Origin of the sequence: Klebsiella sp. K-Nf6 (assembly GCF_002806655.1) — a bacterium.
GTDB lineage: Bacteria > Pseudomonadota > Gammaproteobacteria > Enterobacterales > Enterobacteriaceae > Klebsiella > Klebsiella variicola.
In genome coordinates this window covers 132,979-158,075 of the sequence record NZ_PIBN01000003.1, presented here as the reverse complement: position 1 = coordinate 158,075, position 25,097 = coordinate 132,979, and the positions used below count along the sequence as shown (strand labels likewise).

Genomic DNA, 25,097 nt, shown 5'->3' with positions numbered 1-25,097 from the left:
TGCTGGATACGTGTGGATTTAAAGGAAGGAGTCAGTATACCCGCTGGCTGCGAGATATACAGTACGAAACGGCGTTGTTTCAGGAAAACGGACGAAATTTACGCCAGCCGGGGTCGATTCAGCGCATCGAAAGATGCATAAACTGGCCGTCCGGGTCAAAGGAACAGATGAAACGCTCATTCTTGCCGGTCCGGCCCGAAAGCTCGTAGCTCGCCTGGAATTGTTCAAAATGGTTCACGTCAACGAGCTGCGTTTGCGTGTTGTAGCGGATAGCGGCCTGATCCTTGCAAAGCTGCGCCATATTGAGCGTGGTTTGCGGCGTAATGCGCGCACGCTGCGCTTTTTGCGCCGGCGGAGATATGGTCTCGCTACAACCCGCGAGGAGTAGCGCCAGCATAACGGAAACAACACCTTTCACCACGTACTCCTCCACCGCCTTGTTAGCAAGTTGTTATCGTAAAGATTCAGTATTACAGGTATTTTGCGAATATCATGAAACCACGACAAGTCTGTGATCGAAAACTCAGACTAATCTATTGCGACACCGGGGCATAAGGCGGGTCAGACCTTATTTCGCCAGCAGACTTTGAGGGACTGATGCAAGAAAAGATACACTGGATCACCAACCTGCGCGGTATCGCCTGCATGATGGTGGTGATGATCCACAGTACCAGCTGGTATATCACTCATCCGCATGCAATTACCCTTATGGAATGGGACATCGCCAATCTGCTCAATTCCGCCTCCCGCGTCAGCGTGCCGCTGTTTTTTATGATCTCGGGATACCTGTTTTTCGGGGAACGTAGCGCCCAGCCGCGCCATTTCTGGCGGATTGGCCTGTGCATTGCGTTCTATAGCGCGCTGTCTCTGCTGTATATCGCGCTGTTTACCCATATCAACGTCGAGCTATCGTTAAAGAATTTGCTGCAGAAGCCCGTCTTCTACCACCTGTGGTTTTTCTTTGCTATCACCGTCATCTACCTGCTCTCGCCGCTGATTCAGGTTAAGTCCGTCAGCGGTAAAATGCTGCTGGCGCTGATGGCGATCCTCGGTATTCTGGCCAACCCCAATATGGTCAGCGTCAAAGCCGCCGGGATTGAGTGGCTGCCAGTCAATCTCTATATCAACGGCGACACCTTCTACTACGTGCTCTATGGCGTGCTGGGCAGAGCCATTGGCACCCTGGACACCGATAAAAAATGGCTGACCCCGCTCTGCGCCGCGCTGTTCATCGCCGCCGTGTGGGCCATTTCACGCGGAACGTTGCATGAGCTGCGCTGGCGTGGAGACTTCGGCGACACCTGGTATCTCTACTGCGGACCGGCGGTGTTCGTTTGCGCGGTCACCCTGCTGACGCTCGCTAAAAACTGGCTTAACGCGCGTCCCCTGCCCGGTATCGCCTGCATTGCGCGACATTCGCTGGGGATCTACGGGTTCCATGCCCTGATAGTGCATGCGCTGCGCGCCAGCCATCTGGAACTGACCCGCTGGCCGCTGCTGGACATTGTGTGGATTTTTAGCGCCGCTCTGCTTGGCAGCCTGATGCTGTCAGGCCTGGTGCAGCGGGTTGATAGCCGCCGGCTGGTCAGCTAACGGCCCGCCGTCCAGAGGGGCCCGACTTACGACTCAGGCCCCTCTTCCGTCACGCTGAGAGGTTCCCGTAAGCGCGTCGGGTCCCAGGCATCACGCACGTTTTTCTGCACTGCAACAGCGCCAAACAGGCTCAGAAAGTACGCCAGCCCATAGAACCCTTTTTCGCTGAGCAGCAGAGTGGCATTCCACAGCCCGATAACCAGCAGACCTACAGCGATAACGAAGACCACCAGACAGGTGGTGTAGTACAGCGCGGTGGTCGGAATGGCTTCATACTTATCGCGCACCGTCTTTTGATAAGATGCCGCGGCAAACAGCCCCAGTACCAGGACGGCAAAATAATAGCCTTTCTCATTCAACTGCATATCGGCATTCCACAGTCCCACCAGATAGGTGACGATGCCGCCGATCAGGGCAATCCAGGAGATCAAATGAAACGCAGGAGAATACGTCGCGTGCTTGTTTTCCATTACTTTTTACCTTTTACGCGCCTCGGGGCGGCGCTTATTCCGTTTTTTGCATCGCGCGGGCGACGCGGGTCCGTTCGGGGGTTGCCGATGCGCCATATAAGCAGACAAACCACGCCGCGATATAGACGGCTTTTTCATGCCAGTCTGCCGGTACATACCAGGCGCCGACCAGCAGCAGGCCGACCGATAGCAGCAGCACCAGCCGACATAAGGCAATAAAGCCGTCGTCCTGTTCCTGCCACTGGCTGGCGCGCTGATGGGCGAGCACGGCAAACATCCCCATCACCAGTACGCCGAGAAAATAACCTTTACCGCTAAACAACGGGCAGGTTCGCCAGATACCGAGCAGATAAACCAGCGATCCTGCGGCCATCATCACTCTGGCAATGTTGCGTTTTGTGTTCATCTCACCTCCCTGGTCGACACGGGCTGATTATGACCGAGTCACCCGACGATGCCGCAGGTTATGCACGGCAAAGCGGAGATTTCGGAATAAACAAATACGCTTTTTGGGATGGATGTAGTCGAGACATTCAGGGAGGGAATCCGTCCGGCGCTGCCGGACGGACTGAGGCTAAGACATCAGCGGTTTCAGTTGCTGATAAATCTGACGGAAGGTTTCCCGCTGTGGCGCATAGTGGGCCACACGGCGATCGTCCGGGCGATGGGCTTGTTCAAGCGGTAGCGGCTTCAGCAGCCCGGCGCGGTCGGCCTCGCCGTGCACCGCCAGCTGCGCCAGCCTGGCCGCCCCCAGCGCCGGGCCGACATCGCCCCCGGTACGGTAATCGAGCTGCAGGCCGCTAATATCCGCCAGCATTTGCCGCCAGTAAGCGCTGCGCGCCCCGCCGCCGATAAGCGTGATGCTCTGCGGCTTGATGCCGCAGGCGTGTACCACGTCCATGCCATCCGCCAGCGCATAGCCCACCCCTTCCAGCACCGCCCGCGCCAGCTCTGCCGGCCCATGCTGATGCGTCAGGCCAAAAAAGACGCCCTTGGCCTGCGGGTTGTTGTGCGGCGTGCGTTCGCCCGACAGATAGGGCAGGAACCACACCGGACCGGCGCTTTCATCCGCCGTCTGTGCCGCCGCGATCAGTGCCGGCACGCTGGCCAGGCCGGTTAATTTCGCCGCCCAGTCCAGACAGGAGGCCGCGCTGAGCATCACCGACATCAGATGCCAGCGGCCCGGCAGCGCATGGCAGAAGCTGTGCACCGCGCTTTCAGGTTTGCTGAGAAACCCTTCGCTGACCGCGAAATAAACGCCTGAGGTGCCCAGCGACAGCATTGCCTGGCCGGCGTCGGCCATTCCGACCCCAACCGCGCCCGCGGCATTGTCGCCACCGCCGCCCACCACCAGCGCCTGCGGCATATTCCACGCCTTCGCCACCTCAGGTCGCAGTTGCCCGGTGACATCGCTGCCTTCAAACAGCGCCGGCATCGCGTCCCGACTGAGATCGCAGGCGGCGAGCATCTCATCGCTCCAGTCACGGCGGGCGACGTCCAGCCACATCGTACCAGCGGCGTCAGACATGTCGCTGGCGAGCTCGCCGGTCATGCGCAGGCGCAGATAATCCTTCGGCAGCAGCACTTTATCGACCTGGTTGAACACCGCCGCCTCGTGGCGCTGCACCCACAGTAACTTCGGCGCCGTAAAGCCCGGCATCATCAGGTTGCCGGTGATCTGCCGGGAAGCACTGACTTTTTCCTCCAGCAGCTGGCACTCTTCGGCGCAGCGGCCGTCATTCCATAAAATGGCCGGACGCAGCACCTGTAACGATTTATCCAGCAACGTGGCGCCGTGCATCTGCCCGGCGATCCCCAGCACCTTCACGTCGCGCAGGCTATGCTGCGCGCCCAGGGCTTTCATCGCCGTGTCTGTCGCCAGCCACCACTGTTCGGGATCTTGCTCCGACCACAGCGGATGCGGACGCGAGACGGTGAGTTTTTCGGTATGCGATGCCACTACCTCACCCTGCTCATTGAGCAGAATGGCTTTGACGCCCGATGTTCCCAGATCGATGCCGATATACATACTACCTCTCCTTAAACGCGCGCCACGGCTGAGCGTGGCGCGAACAGAGCATCCTGGTTGCGACGCCGGTCACGCCGGGCGCCGCCGCATGATTACTTATCAAACAGATAATGGTTTACCAGGTTTTCCAGTTGTTCCTGCTGGCCGCTGCGATGCTGCGGCGCCAGCTGATGCTGAGTGGCATACTGGGCAATGTCGCTCAGGGTCATCTGCCCGTTAAGGATCTGCTGCCCCAGCTCACCGTTCCAGCCGGCGTAGCGTCTGGCCACGCGTTTATCCAGCTCACCGTCCTCAATCATCCGCGCCGCAACTTTCAGCGACAGCGCCATGGTATCCATCGCGCCGATATGGCCATAGAACAGATCGTATTTGTCGGTGCTCTGCCGGCGCACTTTCGCATCAAAGTTGAGACCGCCGGTGGTGAAGCCGCCCGCTTTGAGAATTTCATACATCACCAGCGCGTTCTCTTCGACGCTGTTCGGGAACTGGTCGGTATCCCAACCCAACTGCGGATCGCCGCGGTTGGCGTCGACGGAGCCGAACAACCCCAGCGCAATGGCCGTCGCGATTTCATGATGGAACGAATGGCCAGCGAGCGTCGCGTGGTTAGCCTCAATATTCAGTTTAATCTCTTTTTCCAGACCAAACTGTTTGAGGAAGCCGTAAACGGTAGAGGCATCATAGTCATACTGATGCTTGGTCGGTTCCTGCGGTTTGGGCTCAATCAGCAGCGTGCCTTTAAAGCCAATTTTATGCTTATGCTCCACCACCAGCTGCATGAAGCGGCCAATCTGTTCACGCTCCTGGCGCAGGTCGGTATTCAGCAGGGTTTCATAGCCCTCGCGACCGCCCCACAGCACATAGTTTTCGCCTCCCAACTGATGAGTAGCATTCATCGCGGTGACCACCTGGGTGGCCGCCCAGCTAAACACTTCCGGATCCGGGTTGGTGGCCGCGCCGGCGCCGTAGCGCGGGTTGGTAAAGCAGTTTGCAGTACCCCACAGAAGCTTCACGCCGCTCTGCTGCTGTTTCTCTGCCAGCACCTCGACCATCCGGGCGAAGTTATTGCTGTACTCCTGCAGCGAGGCGCCTTCCGGCGAGACATCGACATCGTGGAAGCAGTAGTAAGGCACATTGAGTTTGTGGAAGAATTCAAACGCCACATCGGCTTTACGTTTGGCCATCTCCAGGGCGTCGCCAGGCTGCTGCCATGGACGGTCAAAGGAGCCCACGCCAAACATATCGGCGCCATTCCAGCAGAAGGTATGCCAGTAACAGGCCGCAAAACGCAGATGATCTTCCATCCGTTTGCCCAGCACCAGTTCATCCGGGTTGTAGTGACGGAAAGCCAACGGGTTAGTGGATTTCGGGCCTTCGTAACGAACGCGATCGAGTTGATCGAAATAGGTCTGCATAGAGAACTCCATATTCAGAGATGCGGCGAATAACCAATCAGATACCCTAAATAATTCGAGTTGCAGGAAGGCGGCAAGAGCGTGAACCTCCAGGCGCTGGCACCAGCAAGAGGTCGGAGCAACGAATGTCACCAACCCACCTACAACTTGAAGTATGACGGGTTTAAGCCAATATAGAATTTCACTTTCCATCTCCTCAATTACGTTATTTCACACCGCCATTGAGAGAATCCACAAACGTGCGCCAGCTCGCAAAAAATAATATACTTCCTCCTTCTCCGCGCCTTGTCGGACAAGTCCAGTGCAATAATAAGAGTGTGCATGAATAAAATACGATCGCCGTCATAATTTGCACATTAAACGAAATTTCATAACGGCAAAATAAGAACCGGTAATTGCCAGCCCTGCTTTCCGCGTTAAGAATCTGTAACGTATCCGCAACCTCATGTATCAAACATTATTTTTCCGTTCGTCTTACCTACCCTTACAAAAAAGGTATCGTTATTATGAAGATAAAGAACCTTTGCCTTACACTTTGCGCCAGCTCCCTCCTCCTCGCCAGCATGGCGGGGATGGCGAAAGAAGTGAAGATTGGCATGGCCATCGACGATCTGCGTCTGGAGCGCTGGCAGAAAGACCGTGATATTTTCGTCAATAAAGCAGAATCCTTAGGCGCCAAAGTTTTTGTCCAGTCCGCCAATGGCAATGAAGAAACGCAGATGTCGCAAATTGAAAATATGATCAACCGCGGCGTCGATGTGTTAGTCATTATTCCTTATAACGGTCAGGTGCTCAGCAACGTCATTAAAGAAGCCAAGCAGGAAGGTATTAAAGTCCTGGCCTATGACCGTATGATTAATAATGCTGACATTGATTTTTATATTTCTTTCGACAATGAAAAAGTTGGTGAAATGCAGGCGCAAAGTCTGGTCGACAAAGTGCCGCAGGGTAATTATTTCCTGATGGGCGGCTCGCCGGTGGATAATAACGCCAAACTTTTCCGCGCCGGGCAAATGAAAGTCCTCAAGCCGTACGTGGATGAAGGCAAAATTAAGATTGTCGGCGATCAGTGGGTTGACGGCTGGCTGCCGGAGAACGCGCTGAAAATAATGGAAAACGCGCTGACGGCGAATAATAACAAGATCGATGCCGTGGTCGCCTCCAATGACGCTACGGCCGGCGGCGCTATCCAGGCCTTAACCGCCCAGGGGCTGGCCGGCAAAGTGGCGATCTCCGGTCAGGATGCTGATCTGGCGGGCGTGAAGCGCATTATTTCCGGTACCCAGACAATGACCGTCTATAAACCGATTACCACCCTGGCCACCAACGCCGCCGAAATCGCCGTTGAGCTGGGTAACGATAAACAGCCGAAGGCCGATACCACGCTGAATAACGGCTTAAAAGATGTCCCTTCGCGCCTGTTAACGCCCATTGAGGTGAATAAAGAGAATATCGACGCCACGGTTATTAAAGACGGTTTCCATAAAAAGAGTGAACTGTAATGGCTGACGCCCCGCTGCGGGGCGTCATTTTCATCCCGCCGGATATCACTTTTGCGGAGTCTTTATGGCCTGGCTACTCGAAATGAAGAACATCACCAAAACCTTCGGCGCCGTTAAAGCCGTGGATAACGTCAGCCTGCGTCTGAACGCTGGCGAAGTGGTCTCGTTATGCGGTGAAAATGGGTCGGGGAAATCGACGCTGATGAAGGTGCTGTGCGGTATCTATCCGCACGGAAGCTATGAGGGCGAGATTATTTTTGCCGGCGAAACGCTGCAGGCAAACCATATTCGCGATACCGAACGCAAAGGCATCGCCATTATTCACCAGGAGCTGGCGCTGGTGAAACATCTCACCGTGCTGGAGAATATTTTCCTCGGCGCCGAGATCTCCCGCCACGGTCTGCTGGATTATGAAACCATGACGCTGCGCTGTCAGAAGCTGTTGGCGCAGGTCAATCTGCCCATATCGCCCGACACCCGCGTCGGCGACCTCGGCCTTGGTCAGCAGCAGCTGGTGGAGATCGCCAAGGCGCTGAATAAACAGGTTCGTCTGCTGATCCTCGACGAACCGACCGCTTCCTTAACCGAACAAGAGACCGCGACGCTGCTGACGATCATTCGCGATCTGCAAAACCACGGTATCGCCTGCATTTATATTTCTCACAAGCTCAATGAGGTCAAAGCGATCTCCGACACGATCTGCGTGATCCGCGATGGCCAGCACATCGGCACCCGCGACGCCAGCGGCATGAGCGAAGACGATATCATCACCATGATGGTCGGCCGCGAGCTCACCGCGCTCTATCCCAGCGAGCCGCACGCCCACGGCGAGGAGATCCTGCGGGTCGAACATTTAACCGCCTGGCACCCGGTTAACCGCCATATTAAACGCGTCAATGACGTCTCGTTTTCCCTGCGTCGCGGGGAAATCCTCGGCATCGCCGGGCTGGTCGGCGCCGGGCGTACCGAGGCGGTACAGTGCCTGTTCGGCGTCTGGCCGGGGCGCTGGCAAGGGGAGATCTTTATTGATGGCCAGCCGGTGAGCATTTCTAACTGCCAGCAGGCCATTGCCCACGGCATCGCCATGGTGCCGGAAGACCGCAAAAAAGACGGCATCGTGCCGGTGATGGCGGTGGGCAAAAATATTACCCTGGCGGCGCTCAACCAGTTCACCGGCGCGATGAGCAGCCTGGACGACGCCGCCGAGCAACACTGCATTCAGCAGTCCATTCAGCGTTTGAAAATTAAAACCTCCTCGCCGGAGCTGGCGATTGGCCGCCTGAGCGGCGGCAACCAGCAAAAGGCGATTCTGGCGCGCTGTCTGCTGCTCAATCCGCGCATTCTGATCCTCGACGAACCCACCCGTGGTATCGATATCGGGGCGAAGTATGAAATTTATAAACTGATTAACCAGCTGGTGCAGCAGGGCATCGCGGTCATTGTCATTTCATCAGAACTGCCCGAGGTGCTCGGTCTCAGCGATCGGGTGCTGGTCATGCACGAAGGCAGACTAAAAGCCAATTTGGTTAATCAACATCTGACCCAGGAACAGGTGATGGAAGCCGCGCTGAGGAGCGAACGCCATGTCGAAGAACACGTCGTCTGAAATCAAACTCACCCCAACTGCCCCCGCCGCCTTGCCGGCGCTGAAGGGGCTGAATCTCCAGGTCTTTGTGATGATCGCCGCGATCGTCGTCATTATGCTGTTTTTCACCTGGGTTACCGATGGCGCCTACCTGAGCGCACGCAATATCTCCAACCTGCTGCGCCAGACGGCCATCACCGGCATCCTCGCCGTTGGCATGGTGTTTGTGATTATTTCGGCAGAAATCGACCTGTCCGTCGGCTCGATGATGGGGCTGCTGGGCGGCGCCGCGGCAATCTTTGACGTCTGGCTCGGCTGGCCGCTGCCGCTCACCATCCTGGTGACGCTGGTGATGGGCCTGCTGCTCGGTGCGTGGAACGGATGGTGGGTGGCCTATCGCAAGGTTCCCTCGTTTATCGTCACCCTCGCCGGGATGCTGGCGTTTCGCGGCATTCTGATCGGCATCACCAACGGGACCACCGTCTCGCCCACCAGCCCGGCGATGGCGCAGATCGGCCAAAGCTATCTGCCAGACGGTATTGGATTTGGCATCGGCGTGGTCGGCATGGCGGCGTTTATCGTCTGGCAGTGGCGCGGGCGGATGCGCCGTCAGGCGTTAGGTCTGGCGACCTCATCCTCCACCGCCGCCGTTGGCCGTCAGGCCATTACCGCGGTGATTGTGCTGGGCGCAATCTGGCTGCTCAATGACTATCGTGGCGTGCCGACCCCGGTGCTGATCCTCGCAGCCCTGCTACTGGCAGGCCTGTTTATGGCCACCCGCACCGCCTTTGGTCGTCGCATCTATGCCATCGGCGGCAACCTGGAGGCGGCCCGCCTCTCAGGGATCAACGTCGAGCGCACCAAGCTGGCGGTGTTTGCCATTAACGGCCTGATGGTCGCCATTGCCGGGCTGATCCTCAGCTCGCGCCTCGGCGCCGGGTCGCCCTCGGCGGGTAACATCGCCGAACTGGACGCCATCGCCGCCTGCGTCATCGGCGGCACCAGCCTGGCGGGCGGCATCGGCAGCGTCGCCGGAGCGGTAATGGGGGCGTTTATTATGTCAGCCCTGGATAACGGCATGAGCATGATGGACGTCGCCACTTTCTGGCAATATATCGTCAAAGGCGCCATTTTACTGCTGGCGGTGTGGATGGATTCCGCCACCAAGCGGCGCGCGTAAGGAGAGACTCTCTTAAGAATGTCTGAATTCTTTGCGCTACCGCCAAACTTCGCCACAAGGCGCTTGAAATATCTCGGGCATTAGCCGGTAGTGTATACCCAACATCATTCGGGTTGCAGACGGCGCATCCGGGCCGCGTACCGGCGTACGTGGCCGGGGTGAGTGCGCAGCAACATCAAGAATGAAGGGGTATGACCGGGGTTAGAGCAGGAACATTATCTATGTTTGAAAAGCGTCACCGTATTACGCTGTTATTCAATGCCAACAAAGCTTATGACCGCCAGGTGGTTGAGGGCGTCGGCGAGTATCTGCAGGCCTCCCAGCTGGAGTGGGATATCTTTATTGAAGAGGATTTTCGGGCACGAATCGAAAACATCAAAGAGTGGTTGGGCGATGGCGTTATCGCCGACTATGACGATCCCGAAATTGAAAAGCTGCTGGCCGATGTCCACGTGCCCATCGTCGGCGTCGGCGGCTCTTATCATCAGCCAGAGCAGTACCCGCCGGTCCACTATATTGCCACGGACAACGCTGCGCTGGTGGAAAGCGCCTTTCTCCATTTGAAGGAAAAAGGGGTGCACCGCTTCGCGTTTTACGGACTCCCCACCTCCAGCGGTAAACGCTGGGCGGTAGAGCGCGAGTATGCCTTCTGCCAGCTGGTCGCGAAGGAGAAGTATCGCGGCGTGGTCTACCAGGGGCTGGAGACGGCGCCGGAAAACTGGCAGCACGCGCAAAACCGGCTCGCCGACTGGCTGCAAACCCTGCCGCCGCAAACCGGCATTATCGCCGTCACCGACGCCCGCGCCCGCCACGTCCTGCAGGCCTGCGAGCTGCTGCATATCCCGGTGCCAGAAAAACTGTGCGTTATTGGCATCGATAACGAGGAGCTGACCCGCTACCTCTCTCGCGTCGCCCTCTCCTCCGTCGCCCAGGGCACCCGCCAGATGGGTTATCAGGCGGCAAAATTACTCCACCGGCTGCTGAATAACGAGGCGCTCCCGCTGCAGCGCCAGCTGATCCCGCCGATGCGCGTCGTTGAGCGACGCTCTACCGACTACCGGTCCTTAAACGATCCTTCCGTGATTCAGGCGATGCATTACATTCGCAACAACGCCTGCAAAGGCATTAAAGTGGAACAGGTGCTCGACGCCGTGGGCATCTCTCGCTCCAATCTGGAGAAACGCTTCAAAGATGAGGTCGGAGAGACCATCCACACGGTGATCCACAGCGAGAAACTGGAAAAGGCGCGCAGCCTGCTGGTGTCCACCAGCCTGTCGATCAATGAGATTTCACAAATGTGCGGCTACCCATCGCTGCAATATTTTTATTCGGTGTTTAAGAAGGAGTACGACGTGACGCCGAAGGAGTACCGTGACCGGCACAGCGAGGTCATGCTGTAGGGCAAAAAAATGCCCGGCGACAAGGCCGGGCATCCGGATTACAGATGGGCGGCGATGAGCCGCTGATTGTCCTGATACATCGCGAAGAGATAGTTGTTGTAGCTCGACCCTTTGGTCGAATAACCCTTCAGCTTATGAATCATGGTGCTGGCCGTCACTTCCTGATCCGCCTTGCGCAGCTGCAGGCGCGATTTGCGGAATGAAGAATAGGCCGGGTGGGTGTTCAGGTTTGTGACGTAAGCCTGCACCGACTGCTCCACCGATTCGAACTGCGAGTAGCCTTTCATCGCTCCGCGGCAGCGACCGGCGCCGCATTTCATGCCAAACAGGTTGTTGTTCTCACGCGCCAGCTTGGAGGTACCCCAGCCACTTTCCGCCGCCGCCATGGTTGCCACCATGCTGTTCGGAATAATGTCGACACGCTCAAGCAGCGCGTTCCAGGGCACATGACGCGTATTGCCTGACCACTTCACCTTATAACGGGCAGCGATATCTTTCAGGCGCGCCTTTTCAGTCGGCGACCAGCGAGCATCGTACTGCTTGGAAACAAGCCAGTTACGATCCGCAGTAATCGCCTGATTCTGCTTGGTAATATAAGGCATGACCGTCCGGAGAAACGCTTTTTTCCTTGGTGTTCCGGAAGGGTATTTTCGCAAGTCAGGAAGTGAACTGCTCTTTACACTATTGCGAGAATACTCTTGTTTACTGCTTACCTTAGTACTACTGATCTTCTTAACCGTTGGGGCTTTATGACTCTTTGTTGCTGTGTGCGTTGTTGCCAACACACTACCTGAAAATACACAGGTTAGTAACATAAGTATGGCGGCCCCATATCGTCGTATGGGATTCGATATCATCAGGTCTCCTGGTCGGATATATGCATTCCAACACCTTGTTTTTCACAAAAAAACGATAGCTGAATCGCTAATAGTATCAAAAATACGCAATGAGAGCATCAACAGAAATAGTCCAATTCCGAATTGGTGTCATCTGAAATCGGTTTCTGCGCCGCATCGCCAGTGCGAAAATGCTAGCTTCGTCTCATTTTTAGCCTATTTTTTGAGCGGTGTCACTCACCCCTTTTCATCCTCCTGGTAAAACGCCCGCCAGGAGGAGTTCACCCGTGCGGCAACAAGGCACACTAGATAAAAACCGCTCACAGGATCCCGCAATGAAACTCGCTGCGCTTGCCACGTTATTCGTGCCTGGGATGGCCTTTGCCGCCTGGACTACCACCGACTTCCCTGCCTTTACCGAAGAAGGGACGGGCCGATTCATCAGCCAGAAAGTGGTTGAGAAGGGTACACGTCCTCTGCAGCTAAATTTTGACCAGCAGTGCTGGCAGCCTTCCGGCGGCATTAAGCTCAACCAGATGCTGTCCATGGAGCCCTGCCGTGGCACCCCGCCGCAATGGCGCATCTTCCGCCAGGGGTTGTATACCCTGGAGGTGGATACCCGCTCCGGCACACCGACAATGATGATTTCGCTGGAGGAAAAAGAGGCCAGCGCCGCGGCGCCGCAGATCCGTCAGTGTCCGAAGTGGGATGGAAAACCGCTGTCCATCGACGTCAGCAAAACCTTCGCCGAGGGCAGCAAGGTCCGCGATTTCTACAGCGGCAATGTCGCGACCGTCAGCGGCGGCAAAATCACCCTGCAGCCCGCCTTCGGCAGCAATGGCCTGCTGCTGCTCGAGCGTGCCGAGACCGCCGCCCCGGCGCCGTTTGACTGGCACAACGCCACTGTCTACTTCGTCCTGACCGATCGCTTTGTAAACGGTAACCCGGCCAACGACAACAGCTATGGCCGTCATAAAGATGGCATGCAGGAGATCGGCACCTTCCACGGCGGCGACCTGCAGGGATTAACCAGCAAGCTGGATTATCTGCAGCAGATGGGGGTTAACGCCCTGTGGATCAGCTCCCCGCTTGAGCAAATCCACGGCTGGGTCGGCGGCGGCACGAAGGGCGATTTCCCTCACTACGCCTACCACGGCTATTACACCCAGGACTGGTCGAAACTGGACGCCAACATGGGGACCGAAGCGGATCTCCGCCGGCTGGTGGATGAAGCGCATAAGCGCGGCATTCGCATCCTGTTTGACGTGGTGATGAACCATACCGGTTACGCCACCCTGGCCGACATGCAGGAGTTCCAGTTCGGCGCCCTGTATCTGCAAGGCGATGAGCTGAAAAAAACCCTCGGCGAGCGCTGGACGGACTGGAAACCGGGCGCGGGCCAGACCTGGCACAGCTTTAACGACTACATCAACTTCAGCGACAAAGCCGGCTGGGAGAAATGGTGGGGCAAGAAGTGGATCCGCACCGATATCGGCGATTATGACAACCCAGGCTATGACGATCTCACCATGTCGCTGGCCTTCCTGCCGGACCTGAAAACCGAATCGAAGGAAGCCTCAGGTCTGCCGAACTTCTATAGCCATAAACCAGACACCGCAGCGAAAGCGATCCCGGGCTATACGCCGCGCGACTACCTGACGCACTGGCTGAGCCAGTGGGTACGCGACTACGGCATCGATGGCTTCCGCGTCGATACCGCCAAACATGTGGAGATGGACGCCTGGCAGCAGTTAAAAACCCAGGCCACCGCCGCGCTGGCGGAGTGGAAGAAAGCCAATCCGGATAAAGCGCTGGATGCTTCGCCATTCTGGATGACCGGCGAAGCCTGGGGACATGGGGTGATGCAGAGCGATTATTATCGCCACGGTTTTGATGCGATGATCAATTTCGACTACCAGGACCAGGCGGCGAAAGCGGCTACCTGTATGACCAATATTGACCTCACCTGGCAGCAAATGGCGGACAAGCTGCAGAGCTTTAACGTCCTGAGTTACCTCTCCTCGCACGATACGCGCCTGTTCCGCGAAGGCGGCACCACCGCGGCAGAGCTGTTGCTGCTGGCCCCTGGCGCCGTGCAGATTTTCTATGGTGACGAATCATCACGTCCGTTCGGCCCCACCGGCTCGGACCCGCTGCAGGGCACCCGTTCGGAGATGAACTGGCAGGATGTTAATGGCAAGGCGGCCCGCAGCGTCACTCACTGGCAGAAGATCGGTCAGTTCCGCGCTCGCCATCCGGCTATCGGCATGGGCAAACAGACAACGCTGTCGATGCCACGTGGTTACGGGTTCGTGCGTGAGAGCGGTGAAGACAAAGTGATGGTCATCTGGGCCGGACAGCAGCAGTAATCCACAAGTGGCTCTCCGCCCTGGCGGGGAGCCATTCAGAACAAAACGCTAACAAAATAGCAATTCACAGGATAAAGATAAAAAGCCGCCTCCTCCCGCCGATTTGCACCACGCTAGCGCTGGCGTTATGGTTAGCCACTTTCCAGAACCACCGATAGACTATTCGCGATGACATTTTCCCTTTTCGGCGACAAATTCACCCGTCATTCAGGCATCACCCGCTTGATGGAAGACCTTAATGACGGTCTGCGCACGCCGGGCGCTATTATGCTGGGCGGCGGCAACCCCGCTCAGATCCCGGAAATGAATGACTACTTCCAGCAGCTGCTGTCCGACATGCTGGATAATGGCAAAGCCCTTGATGCGCTTTGTAATTATGATGGGCCGCAGGGCAAAAGCGAGCTGCTGAGCCTGCTGGCGAACATGCTGCGCGACGAGCTGGGCTGGGAGATCGAACCACAGAATATTGCGCTAACAAACGGCAGTCAGAGCGCATTTTTCTACTTATTTAATCTGTTTGCAGGCCGTCGGGCAGATGGCACCACGCGTAAGGTACTGTTCCCACTGACGCCGGAATATATCGGTTACGCCGATGCCGGTCTGGAAGAGGATCTGTTCGTTGCCACCCGGCCGAACATCGAACTGCTGCCGGAAGGCCAGTTTAAGTACCATGTTGATTTTGAACATCTGCAGGTGACGGAAGAGACGGGGATGATCTGCGTCTCGCGTCCCACCAACCCGACTGGCAACGTCATCACTGATGAAGAGCTGATCAAACTGGATGCGCTGGCGAATCAGCACGGGGTCCCGCTGGTGATTGATAACGCCTACGGCGTGCCGTTCCCGGGCATTATCTTTAGCGACGCCCGACCGCTGTGGAATCCAAACATCGTGCTGTGTATGAGCCTGTCCAAACTGGGCCTGCCGGGCAGCCGCTGCGGGATTATCATCGCCAACGAGAAAATCATCACCGCCATCAGCAACATGAACGGCATTATCAGCCTCGCCCCTGGCGGCATCGGGCCGGCAATGATGTGCGAAATGATTAAACGACAGGATCTGCTGCGTCTGTCAGAGACGGTGATCAAGCCCTTCTATTACCAGCGGGTGCAGGAAACCATCGCCATTATTCGCCGATATCTGCCGGAGGAGCGCTGCCTGATCCACAAACCGGAGGGGGCCATTTTCCTCTGGCTGTGGTTTAAGGACCTGCCGGTCTCCACCGAGCTGCTGTATCAGCGGCTGAAAAAGCGCGGCGTGCTGATGGTGCCAGGGGATTACTTCTTCCCGGGTCTGGATAAGCCGTGGCCGCACACCCACCAGTGTATGCGCATGAACTATGTGCCCGATCCGCAAAAAATTGAGGCCGGGGTGAAAATTCTCGCCGAAGAGATTGAATTCGCCTGGCGCGAACAGGAAGCATAGCCTCTGACGCCGCGGGCGGGTAACGCCCGTCAGCGACCCCGCTCACGCCAGCGCCAGTCGCTGGCGTTTTTGCGCGCATAGCGCTTCCAGCTCCGCGGGAACCATCACCCGCAGCGCCTGCGTCGGGCAGGCGGCCACGCAGGCTGGTCCTTCAGCGCGGTGATGGCACAAATCGCATTTCAGCGCCTGCGCCTGCTGATTCACTACCGTAACGGTCATCGCGCCGTACGGGCAGGCCACCATGCAACTTTTGCAGCCGATGCAGCGCCGCTGGTCGACCCACCAGACGTCATTGTCGCGCTGAATCGCCCCTTGCGGGCAAACGCTGGCGCAGGGCGCATCCTCGCATTGCCGGCACGCCGTCGCCGTCGATATGTCACCGCTTTTCACCACCTGGATACGCGGCGCGAAATGGTTCGTCGACAGGGCGGCGACATCTTGCGCCTGCTGGTGCGCCACCGCACAAGCCACTTCACAGGTACGACAGCCAATACACCGCTGGGCATTGGCAATAAGAAACTGGTTCATCCTCTGCTCCCTGGGGATAAAACCGCAGGGTGCCAGAATAGTCCCTGCCCGCGCTTTGATCCTGAATGGAATCAGCGCTGTTTTTTGTCAGATGGCCTGCAGGATGTGGTCATTTGCCTGACGCTTCACGCACCGTGAAACCCAGTTCACGCGAGATCGCCTCCGCGGTCTCACGCAGCGGTTTTAACAAGTTCTTTTCGCCTATCTGCTTGAGGCGCGACGTCGACAGGGAAATAGAGATGGCGTAGGGCACGCGCTGGTGAATATCAAAAACCGGCACCGCCAGACAGGACACCCCCAGCTCATTCTCTTCCCGATCCATGGCCATGTTACGTTCACGGATCTGCGCCAGCTCATCATGCATGGCCGGTAAGCCGGTGATGGTGTTGCGGGTCAGCGGCTGAATAATATCCTGATGAGTATTCCAGTAATGCTCAACATAATCAGGATGGCCGAACGCCATGTAAATCTTCCCCATCGCGGAACAGTAGAGCGGCATATGCTGACCAATGTAAGCACGGGTACGCAGCATTCCGGTTGTCGGCTCGAGCTTGTAAATCAGGATCGCATGATCGTCTTCCCGACTGGAAAAGTTCACCGTCTCGCCCGTCGCCAGATTAAGCGTTTCAAGATGGGGGGCCGCCACATGAATGATATTCAGCGAGGACAGCGCCTTCTGTCCAACCGCGATGAACTTGGTGGTGAGCCGATAGCTACCCGCCGCCGGCGCTGGCGTGACATACCCGCAGGACTGCAAGCCCTGCAGCAATCGATGGACCGTGCTTTTATTCAGCCCCGCCAGCTCTGACAGATGCGCCAGCGGGCAGCCATTTGGATAGTTGCTCAGGATTTCAATCAACATCAGTCCACGGAACAGGCTCTGACTTCCCGCCGGCCTCTCTTTGTCTTGCCCTGTCTCGCTCTCTTTCATCACCATCGCTTCCGCTCCCCTTTCGTTGCGTTCTGATGGTAGCGCAAAGTGTGTGTCAGTTCACGATCTGAGATCAAAAAACATAACCAATTGATTTTTATTGTTTTTAAAAAACACCCCTGCCGTTGATCTGACAAATTTTGATCGTTATATTTGAAATCAGATTTCGCATTATGAAATTTAACGATAAAAAAGCGATCAAAACTCACCAGGGAAACACGTATGAAAGTAACTTTTTCGCAGTTAAAAGAGGCCTTCAATCAGGTACTGCTTAAACGCGGCGTGGCGGCGGAAACCGCCGATGCCTGCGCGGACATGTTCGCCCGCACCACGGAATCCGGCGTCTATTCACACGGCGTGAACCGCTTTCCCCGCTTTATCCAGCAACTGGACAATGGCGATATCATCCCTGAAGCCAAACCGCAGCGTATTACCAGCCTCGGCGCGATTGAGCAGTGGGACGCCCAGCGGTCCATCGGCAACCTGACGGCAAAAAAGATGATGGACCGGGCCATTGAGCTGGCATCCGATCACGGCATTGGGCTGGTGGCGCTGCGGAACGCCAACCACTGGATGCGCGGGGGGAGCTACGGCTGGCAGGCAGCGGAAAAAGGCTACATCGGCATCTGCTGGACCAACTCCATCGCCGTGATGCCGCCGTGGGGCGCCAAAGAGTGCCGTATCGGTACCAACCCGCTGATCGTCGCCATTCCTTCCACACCAATCACCATGGTGGATATGTCGATGTCGATGTTCTCCTACGGCATGCTGGAGGTGAACCGCCTGGCGGGCCGTGAACTGCCGGTAGACGGCGGATTCGACGATGAGGGCAATCTGACCAAAGAACCGGGCGTCATCGAGAAAAATCGCCGCATTTTGCCCATGGGCTACTGGAAAGGATCCGGCCTGTCGATCGTGCTGGATATGATCGCTACCCTGCTTTCCAATGGATCTTCTGTTGCCGAAGTGACCCAGGAAAACAGCGATGAATATGGCGTTTCGCAGATTTTTATCGCCATTGAGGTCGATAAGCTTATCGACGGCGCAACCCGCGATGCCAAGCTGCAACGGATTATGGATTTCATCACCACCGCCGAACGGGCCGATGAAAACGTGGCCGTCCGTTTACCCGGCCATGAGTTTACCCGCCTGCTGGAAGAGAATCGTCGCGACGGTATCACCGTCGATGACAGCGTCTGGGCGAAAATTCAGGCGCTGTAAGGAGTTAAGCCATGATCTTTGGACATATCACGCAGCCTAATCCGTGTCGGTTGCCTGCGGCAATTGAGCGAGCCCTGGATTTCCTGCGCAGCACCGATTTCAGCAAACTGGCCCCCGGCGTCGTGGAGATCGACGGCAAAAATATCTTCGCGCAGATTATCGACTTAACCACTCGCGAAGTTGCCGAAAATCGCCCGGAAGTGCATCGCCGCTATCTGGATATCCAATTTCTGGCCTGGGGCGAAGAGAAAATAGGTTTCGCTATTGATAACGGTAATAACGCCATTAGCGAATCGCTATTAGCACAGCGCGATATTATTTTCTTTCACGGCTGCGAACATGAATCATTCCTTGAAATGATCCCGGGAAGCTACGTCATATTTTTCCCACAGGATGTTCATCGCCCCGGATGCCATAAGTCGGTCGCCACGCCGATCAGAAAAATCGTGGTTAAAGTGGCCATCGACGCTTTATAAAAGCATTATATTCAGGAGCACATTATGAAAAATAATACCGGTTATATTATCGGTGCGTATCCCTGTGCACCCTCTTTTCACCAGAAAAGTGAAGACGAAGAAAAAGCATTCTGGCGGCAACTGGCCGACACCCCGGATATTCGGGGGCTGGAGCAGCCCTGTCTTGAACATCTCCACCCACTGGGCGACGAGTGGTTATTGCGCCATACGCCTGCCGACTGGCAAATCGTCGTCACAGCGATTATGGAAACCATGCGCCGCCGCGGAGGTCACGGCGGCTTTGGGCTGGCATCCAGCGACGAAGACCAGCGTAAAGCCTGCGTGGCGTACTATCGCCACCTTTACCAGAAAATCAACACGATCAATGCGGCAAACGCCGGGAAAATCGTGGCGCTTGAGCTCCATGCCGCCCCTTGCGCCAGCAACCCTAACGTCGCCCAGGCTACCGACGCCTTTGCCCGTTCGCTGAAGGAAGTCGCCAGCTGGGACTGGTCGTGCGACCTGGTGCTGGAACATTGCGATGCGATGACCGGTCCCGCGCCGCGCAAGGGATTTCTGCCTTTAGATAATGTGCTGGAAACCCTTGCCGGTTATGAGATCAGCGTTGGCATTAACTGGGCACGCTCTGCCATTGAAGGCCAGGACACCACCCTGCCGCTGGCCCATACCCGGCAGGCCAGCCAGGCCGGTAAGCTTGGCGCACTGATGTTCTCCGGTACCACGCAACATGGCGAATACGGTGAATGGCAGGATTTACACGCACCGTTCTCCCCCTTCTGTGCAGAAAGTTTAATGACCCACACACATGTGCGTGAATTATTAGCCTGTACTGACAGCAAGCCCTTGCAATTTCTCGGTATTAAATTACTGGAAATTAATCCTGATGCGGACGTCAATCATCGCATAGCGATATTACGCGACGGCATTACTGCCTTAAATAAAGCACAACAATAATAAAAAACAGAACACTTACTCTACGAGGCTACAACTATGAATATGACCTCTCGACCAGGACTAAAAAATATCCCTCGTCAGCGTTGGCTGCGAATTATTCCACCCATTCTGATCGCCTGTATTATCTCTTATATGGACCGCGTCAATATCGCCTTTGCGATGCCGGGCGGCATGGATGCAGAACTGGGTATTTCCGCCACCATGGCGGGACTGGCAGGTGGTATTTTCTTTATTGGTTATCTGTTCTTACAGGTTCCCGGCGGCAAAATTGCCGTTCACGGAAGCGGCAAGAAGTTTATTGGCTGGTCGCTAGTCGCCTGGGCGGTGATCTCCGTCCTGACGGGATTAATCACCAACCAGTATCAGCTGCTGGTGCTGCGCTTCCTGCTGGGGGTCGCAGAAGGCGGTATGCTCCCGGTGGTGCTGACCATGATCAGCAACTGGTTCCCGGACGCCGAACGCGGGCGCGCTAACGCCATTGTCATTATGTTTGTTCCCATCGCCGGGATTATCACCGCCCCGCTTTCGGGATGGATCATCACCGTACTCGACTGGCGCTGGCTGTTCATTATCGAAGGTTTGCTCTCAGTGGCCGTTCTGTTGCTCTGGGCCTATACCGTCTATGACCGCCCACAGGAAGCGCGCTGGATCTCTGATGCCGAGAAGCACTATCTGGTGGAAACGCTGGCCGCAGAACAAAAGGCGATTGCCGGAACCGAGGTGAAAAACGCTTCGCTCAGCGCAGTGCTTTCCGATAAAACCATGTGGCAGCTTATCGCGCTGAACTTCTTCTATCAGACCGGGATTTACGGCTACACCTTATGGCTGCCCACCATCCTCAAAGAGCTGACCCACAGCAGCATGGGCCAGGTCGGGGTGCTCGCCATTCTGCCCTACGTCGGCGCCATTGCCGGCATGTTCCTGTTCTCCTCCCTCTCGGATCGCACCGGCAAACGCAAGCTGTTTGTCTGCCTGCCGCTGATTGGCTTTGCCCTGTGCATGTTCCTGTCGGTGGCGCTGAAGAATCAGATCTGGCTGTCCTACGCCGCGCTGGTCGGCTGCGGGTTCTTCCTGCAATCGGCGGCTGGCGTGTTCTGGACCATTCCGGCAAGGCTGTTCAGCGCTGAAATGGCCGGCGGCGCGCGCGGGGTTATCAACGCCCTCGGCAACCTCGGCGGCTTCTGCGGTCCCTACGCGGTGGGCGTACTGATCACCCTCTACAGCAAAGACGCGGGGGTGTATTGCCTGGCTATCTCCCTGGCTCTGGCCGCGCTGATGGCTGTGCTGCTGCCGGCGAAATGCGATGCCGGCGCCACGCCCGTCAATACAGTGAACTCGCGGAAGCACGCCGCCTAAAAAAGCGCCAGGCCTGTGGGTCATCTTCCCGCAGGCCGGCTAAGCGCAGCGCCATCCGGCAACATTGAGAGATAAAAAATGAGTGAGAAAGCACGCTTCTGGCTGGGCATTGACTGCGGTGGTACCTATCTGAAAGCCGGATTATATGACGCGCAAGGCCGTGAACATGGCATTAACCGACAATCACTGCAGACGCTGTCGCCTTTGCCAGGTTATGCCGAGCGTGACATGGACCAGCTCTGGCAGCAGTGCGCCGCCACCATCGCCGGGCTGTTACGACGTACCGGTATCTGCGGTGAACAAATTAAAGGCGTGGGCATCTCCGCGCAGGGCAAGGGGCTGTTCCTGCTTGATAAACAGGATCGCCCGCTGGGCCATGCCATGCTCTCTTCCGACCGCCGGGCGCTGGCGATCGTCCAGCGCTGGCAACAGGATGGGATCCCGGAAAAGCTCTATCCCGTCACCCGCCAGACTCTGTGGACTGGACATCCCGCCTCGCTGCTGCGCTGGGTGAAAGAACATGAACCACAGCGCTACGCGCAAATTGGCTGCGTGATGATGGGCCATGACTATCTGCGCTGGCGCCTGACCGGCGTGAAAGGGTGCGAAGAGAGCAACATCTCTGAATCCAATCTCTACAACATGACCAGCGGCCAGTACGACCCGCGTCTGACCCAATGGTTGGGTATCGGCGAAATTGACGGTGCGCTGCCGCCCCTCATCGGTTCTGCAGAAAAAGGCGGGGAGATCACCGCTCAGGCAGCCGCCATCACCGGTCTGGCGGCGGGAACCCCCGTCGTCGGCGGTCTGTTTGATGTGGTCTCCACCGCACTCTGCGCCGGTATCAAGGATGAATTCACGCTCAACGCGGTGATGGGCACCTGGGCCGTCACCAGCGGGATCACCCGCGGCCTGCGCGACCATGAAGCGCACCCTTACGTCTACGGCCGCTACGTCAACGACGGGCAGTACATTGTTCACGAAGCCAGCCCCACCTCGTCGGGCAACCTCGAATGGTTCACCGCCCAGTGGGGCGAACTCTCTTTTGACGATATCAATCAGGCCGTCGCCGGCCTGCCAAAGGCCGGTAGCGACCTCTTTTTTCTGCCGTTTCTCTACGGCAGCAACGCCGGGCTGGAGATGACCTGCGGCTTCTATGGCATGCAGGCGCTCCACACCCGCGCGCATCTGCTGCAGGCGGTCTATGAGGGCGTGGTGTTCAGCCACATGACCCACCTCAACCGCATGCGCGAACGCTTTACCCACGTGCAGGCCCTGCGCGTCACCGGCGGCCCGGCGCACTCCGACGTCTGGATGCAAATGCTGGCGGACGTCAGCGGCCTGCGCGTCGAGCTGCCGCAGGTAGAGGAGACCGGCTGCTTTGGCGCCGCGCTCGCCGCCCGGGTCGGCACTGGCGTTTATCGTGATTTCAACGATGCCTGCCGCCACCTTCAGCACCCGGTGCGCACGCTGCTGCCTGACATGGCCACCCACGCGCGCTACCAGCAAAAATATTGCCATTACCAACATTTGATTGAAGCACTACAGGGCTATCACGCCCGTATTAAGGAGCATGCATTATGAGCCGACCCTTACTGCAACTGGCGCTCGACCATACCCGCCTTGAAGCGGCCAGCCGCGATGTCGCCCTGTTACAGGACCACGTCGATATCGTTGAAGCCGGCACCATCCTCTGTTTAACAGAAGGCCTTAGCGCGGTGAAAGCCCTGCGCGCCCAATGTCCGGATAAAATCATCGTCGCCGACTGGAAGGTTGCCGATGCGGGAGAAACGCTGGCTCAGCAGGCTTTTGCCGCTGGCGCCAACTGGATGACCATCATCTGCGCCGCGCCCCTCGCCACGGTGGAAAAGGGCCACGCCGTCGCGCAAAGCTGCGGCGGTGAAATACAGATGGAGTTGTTTGGCAACTGGACGCTGGATGACGCTCGCGCCTGGTACCGCACCGGCGTCCGCCAGGCGATTTACCATCGCGGCCGCGATGCCCAGGCCAGCGGACAACAGTGGAGTGACGTCGATCTGGCGCGGATGAAAGCGCTCTCAGATATCGGCCTTCAGCTGTCGATCACCGGCGGCATCACCCCGGCCGATCTGCCGTTGTTCAAAGATATTCAGGTGAAAGCGTTTATTGCCGGACGCGCGCTAGCGGGCGCGCCACAACCGGCGCAGGTCGCCGCGGCGTTCCATGCGCAGATCGACGCTATCTGGGGAGATAAGCATGCGTAACCATCCGTTAGGGATCTATGAGAAAGCACTGGCGAAAGATCTCAGCTGGCCGGAACGGCTGGTGCTGGCGAAAAGCTGCGGTTTCGATTTCGTCGAGATGTCGGTGGATGAGACCGACGAGCGGCTGTCGCGTCTCGACTGGAGCCCAGCGCAGCGCGCCTCGCTGGTCACCGCTATGCTGGAAACCGGCGTGGCGGTCCCGTCGATGTGCCTCTCCGCGCATCGCCGTTTCCCTTTTGGCAGCCGCGATGCGGCCGTGCGCCAGCGGGCACGAGAGATCATGACCAAAGCCATCCGTCTGGCGCGCGATCTTGGCATCCGCACCATTCAGCTGGCAGGGTATGACGTCTATTACGAAGCGCATGATGAAGGTACCCAACAGCGCTTTGCCGAAGGGCTGGCGTGGGCAGTGGAACAGGCCGCAGCGGCGCAGGTGATGCTGGCGGTGGAGATCATGGATACCGCTTTTATGAACTCCATCAGCAAATGGAAAAAGTGGGATGAGATGCTCGCCTCGCCGTGGTTCTCGGTCTACCCGGACGTGGGCAATCTTAGCGCCTGGGGAAACGACGTCACCGCCGAGCTGAAGCTGGGTATCGATCGCATCGCCGCCATTCATTTAAAAGATACCCAGCCGGTGACCGCGCAGAGCCCCGGTCAGTTCCGCGACGTACCGTTTGGCGAAGGCTGTGTGGATTTCGTCGGCATCTTCAAAACGCTGCATGAGCTGAACTATCGCGGCGCATTTCTGATTGAGATGTGGACGGAAAAAGCCAAAGAGCCGGTACTGGAAATTATTCAAGCCCGGCGCTGGATAGAAGCGCGGATGCAGGAAGGAGGATTCGCATGTTAGAACAGCTCAAAGCCGACGTGCTGGCGGCCAACCTGGCGCTCCCGGCACACCAGCTGGTGACGTTTACCTGGGGCAACGTCAGCGCGGTCGATGAAACACGCACGCTGATGGTGATCAAACCTTCCGGCGTGGAATACGACGTGATGACCGCCGAGGATATGGTGGTGGTCGAGATCGCCAGCGGCAAAGTAGTGGCCGGCGGCAAAAAGCCTTCATCGGACACGCCGACCCATCTGGCACTCTATCGCCGTTATCCGCAGATCGGCGGGATCGTGCATACCCACTCCCGCCACGCGACGATCTGGTCGCAGGCGGGTCTCGATCTGCCCGCCTGGGGCACCACCCACGCCGACTACTTCTATGGCACGATCCCCTGTACCCGCCTGATGACCGAAGAGGAAATTAACGGGGAATATGAGTATCAGACCGGCGAAGTGATTATTCAGACCTTTGAAGAACGGCGCCTCGATCCGGCACAGGTTCCGGCGGTACTTGTCCATTCACACGGTCCGTTCGCCTGGGGAAAAGACGCCGCAGACGCCGTACATAACGCCGTGGTGCTTGAGGAGTGCGCGTATATGGGGCTGTTCTCGCGCCAGCTCTCGCCTCAGTTGCCGGAGATGCAGTCGGTATTGCTGGATAAACACTATTTGCGCAAGCACGGCGCGAACGCCTATTACGGGCAAAACTGACGCCAACCGCCTCTCTTCCCCGGCATGACGCCGGGGAAC

The 25,097-nt window shown here is 57.3% G+C and carries 23 protein-coding genes; 15 read left to right on the top strand and 8 right to left on the bottom strand.

The window, feature by feature from the left end:
* Positions 1–118: 118 nt before the first annotated feature.
* A complete protein-coding gene (locus CWM61_RS07170; protein WP_165784251.1) occupies positions 119–418 on the bottom strand; it encodes a YsaB family lipoprotein in 300 nt (99 codons plus the stop codon).
* A 179-nt stretch (positions 419–597) separates the two neighbouring features.
* Between CWM61_RS07170 and CWM61_RS07165 the strand changes: the two genes are divergently transcribed.
* On the top strand, positions 598–1,593 hold the full coding sequence (locus CWM61_RS07165; protein WP_100630987.1) for an acyltransferase: 996 nt from the start codon (positions 598–600) through the stop codon (positions 1,591–1,593).
* A gap of 26 nt (positions 1,594–1,619) precedes the next feature.
* Here CWM61_RS07165 and yiaA read toward each other — a convergent pair whose 3' ends face one another.
* The 4 genes from yiaA to xylA all read right to left on the bottom strand — a co-directional run bounded on the left by yiaA (position 1,620) and on the right by xylA (position 5,507).
* Positions 1,620–2,063 carry an inner membrane protein YiaA gene (yiaA, locus tag CWM61_RS07160; RefSeq protein ID WP_012540331.1) on the bottom strand — a complete coding sequence of 148 codons (444 nt, stop codon included), beginning with the start codon at positions 2,061–2,063 and terminating at the stop codon, positions 1,620–1,622.
* A gap of 34 nt (positions 2,064–2,097) precedes the next feature.
* Positions 2,098–2,469, bottom strand: a complete 372-nt coding sequence (gene yiaB, locus CWM61_RS07155; RefSeq protein ID WP_008806878.1) for an inner membrane protein YiaB — start codon at positions 2,467–2,469, stop codon at positions 2,098–2,100.
* 168 nt (positions 2,470–2,637) lie between these two features.
* The gene (xylB, locus tag CWM61_RS07150; RefSeq protein ID WP_074386975.1) at positions 2,638–4,092 is read right to left on the bottom strand and encodes a xylulokinase; all 1,455 of its coding nucleotides are present in this window, start codon (positions 4,090–4,092) and stop codon (positions 2,638–2,640) included.
* A 92-nt stretch (positions 4,093–4,184) separates the two neighbouring features.
* The gene (gene xylA / locus CWM61_RS07145; RefSeq protein WP_008806876.1) at positions 4,185–5,507 is read right to left on the bottom strand and encodes a xylose isomerase; all 1,323 of its coding nucleotides are present in this window, start codon (positions 5,505–5,507) and stop codon (positions 4,185–4,187) included.
* A 506-nt stretch (positions 5,508–6,013) separates the two neighbouring features.
* Here xylA and xylF point away from each other — a divergent pair.
* From xylF to xylR, 4 genes are all read left to right on the top strand, one after another.
* Positions 6,014–7,009: a D-xylose ABC transporter substrate-binding protein gene (gene xylF, locus CWM61_RS07135; protein WP_004210164.1), complete on the top strand. Its 996-nt coding sequence runs from the start codon at positions 6,014–6,016 to the stop codon at positions 7,007–7,009.
* A gap of 64 nt (positions 7,010–7,073) precedes the next feature.
* Positions 7,074–8,615, top strand: coding sequence for a xylose ABC transporter ATP-binding protein (locus CWM61_RS07130; RefSeq protein WP_012540329.1), 1,542 nt, complete (start codon positions 7,074–7,076; stop codon positions 8,613–8,615).
* Entirely contained in the window at positions 8,593–9,774 is a 1,182-nt protein-coding gene (gene xylH, locus CWM61_RS07125) for a xylose ABC transporter permease XylH (RefSeq protein ID WP_008806873.1), read from the top strand. The genes CWM61_RS07130 and xylH overlap by 23 nt, the downstream gene beginning before the upstream one ends.
* Positions 9,775–9,995: 221 nt before the next feature.
* The gene (xylR, locus tag CWM61_RS07120) at positions 9,996–11,174 is read left to right on the top strand and encodes a D-xylose utilization transcriptional activator XylR (RefSeq protein ID WP_100630986.1); all 1,179 of its coding nucleotides are present in this window, start codon (positions 9,996–9,998) and stop codon (positions 11,172–11,174) included.
* Positions 11,175–11,212: 38 nt separating this feature from the next.
* Here xylR and CWM61_RS07115 read toward each other — a convergent pair whose 3' ends face one another.
* Positions 11,213–12,031 carry a protein bax gene (locus CWM61_RS07115; protein ID WP_008806871.1) on the bottom strand — a complete coding sequence of 273 codons (819 nt, stop codon included), beginning with the start codon at positions 12,029–12,031 and terminating at the stop codon, positions 11,213–11,215.
* A gap of 314 nt (positions 12,032–12,345) precedes the next feature.
* Here CWM61_RS07115 and CWM61_RS07105 point away from each other — a divergent pair, with 314 nt between their 5' ends.
* The gene (locus tag CWM61_RS07105; protein ID WP_100630985.1) at positions 12,346–14,379 is read left to right on the top strand and encodes an alpha-amylase; all 2,034 of its coding nucleotides are present in this window, start codon (positions 12,346–12,348) and stop codon (positions 14,377–14,379) included.
* 168 nt (positions 14,380–14,547) lie between these two features.
* Positions 14,548–15,804: a valine--pyruvate transaminase gene (avtA, locus tag CWM61_RS07100; protein ID WP_008806869.1), complete on the top strand. Its 1,257-nt coding sequence runs from the start codon at positions 14,548–14,550 to the stop codon at positions 15,802–15,804.
* Positions 15,805–15,846: 42 nt separating this feature from the next.
* Here the strand turns inward: avtA and CWM61_RS07095 are convergent, their stop codons facing one another.
* A complete protein-coding gene (locus CWM61_RS07095; RefSeq protein ID WP_100630984.1) occupies positions 15,847–16,332 on the bottom strand; it encodes a 4Fe-4S dicluster domain-containing protein in 486 nt (161 codons plus the stop codon).
* A gap of 109 nt (positions 16,333–16,441) precedes the next feature.
* Entirely contained in the window at positions 16,442–17,269 is an 828-nt protein-coding gene (gene yiaJ, locus CWM61_RS07090; protein WP_004889293.1) for an IclR family transcriptional regulator YiaJ, read from the bottom strand.
* Positions 17,270–17,485: 216 nt separating this feature from the next.
* Here yiaJ and yiaK point away from each other — a divergent pair, with 216 nt between their 5' ends.
* The 8 genes from yiaK (at position 17,486) to araD (ending at position 25,058) form a co-directional block, all read left to right on the top strand.
* The gene (yiaK, locus tag CWM61_RS07080; RefSeq protein WP_061152984.1) at positions 17,486–18,484 is read left to right on the top strand and encodes a 3-dehydro-L-gulonate 2-dehydrogenase; all 999 of its coding nucleotides are present in this window, start codon (positions 17,486–17,488) and stop codon (positions 18,482–18,484) included.
* 11 nt (positions 18,485–18,495) lie between these two features.
* The gene (locus CWM61_RS07075) at positions 18,496–18,960 is read left to right on the top strand and encodes a YhcH/YjgK/YiaL family protein (RefSeq protein ID WP_039102636.1); all 465 of its coding nucleotides are present in this window, start codon (positions 18,496–18,498) and stop codon (positions 18,958–18,960) included.
* 24 nt (positions 18,961–18,984) lie between these two features.
* A complete protein-coding gene (locus CWM61_RS07070) occupies positions 18,985–19,914 on the top strand; it encodes a DUF4862 family protein (protein ID WP_074386970.1) in 930 nt (309 codons plus the stop codon).
* 36 nt (positions 19,915–19,950) lie between these two features.
* Entirely contained in the window at positions 19,951–21,270 is a 1,320-nt protein-coding gene (locus CWM61_RS07065; RefSeq protein WP_074386969.1) for an MFS transporter, read from the top strand.
* Between the two features lie 78 nt (positions 21,271–21,348).
* Entirely contained in the window at positions 21,349–22,854 is a 1,506-nt protein-coding gene (locus CWM61_RS07060; RefSeq protein ID WP_100630983.1) for an FGGY-family carbohydrate kinase, read from the top strand.
* Complete coding sequence (gene ulaD / locus CWM61_RS07055) at positions 22,851–23,513, top strand: 3-keto-L-gulonate-6-phosphate decarboxylase UlaD (RefSeq protein WP_100630982.1); 663 nt, start codon at positions 22,851–22,853, stop codon at positions 23,511–23,513. Before CWM61_RS07060 ends, ulaD begins: the two co-directional genes overlap by 4 nt.
* On the top strand, positions 23,506–24,366 hold the full coding sequence (locus CWM61_RS07050; protein ID WP_100630981.1) for an L-ribulose-5-phosphate 3-epimerase: 861 nt from the start codon (positions 23,506–23,508) through the stop codon (positions 24,364–24,366). The genes ulaD and CWM61_RS07050 overlap by 8 nt, the downstream gene beginning before the upstream one ends.
* On the top strand, positions 24,360–25,058 hold the full coding sequence (araD, locus tag CWM61_RS07045; RefSeq protein ID WP_100630980.1) for an L-ribulose-5-phosphate 4-epimerase: 699 nt from the start codon (positions 24,360–24,362) through the stop codon (positions 25,056–25,058). The genes CWM61_RS07050 and araD overlap by 7 nt, the downstream gene beginning before the upstream one ends.
* Positions 25,059–25,097 lie beyond the last annotated feature (39 nt).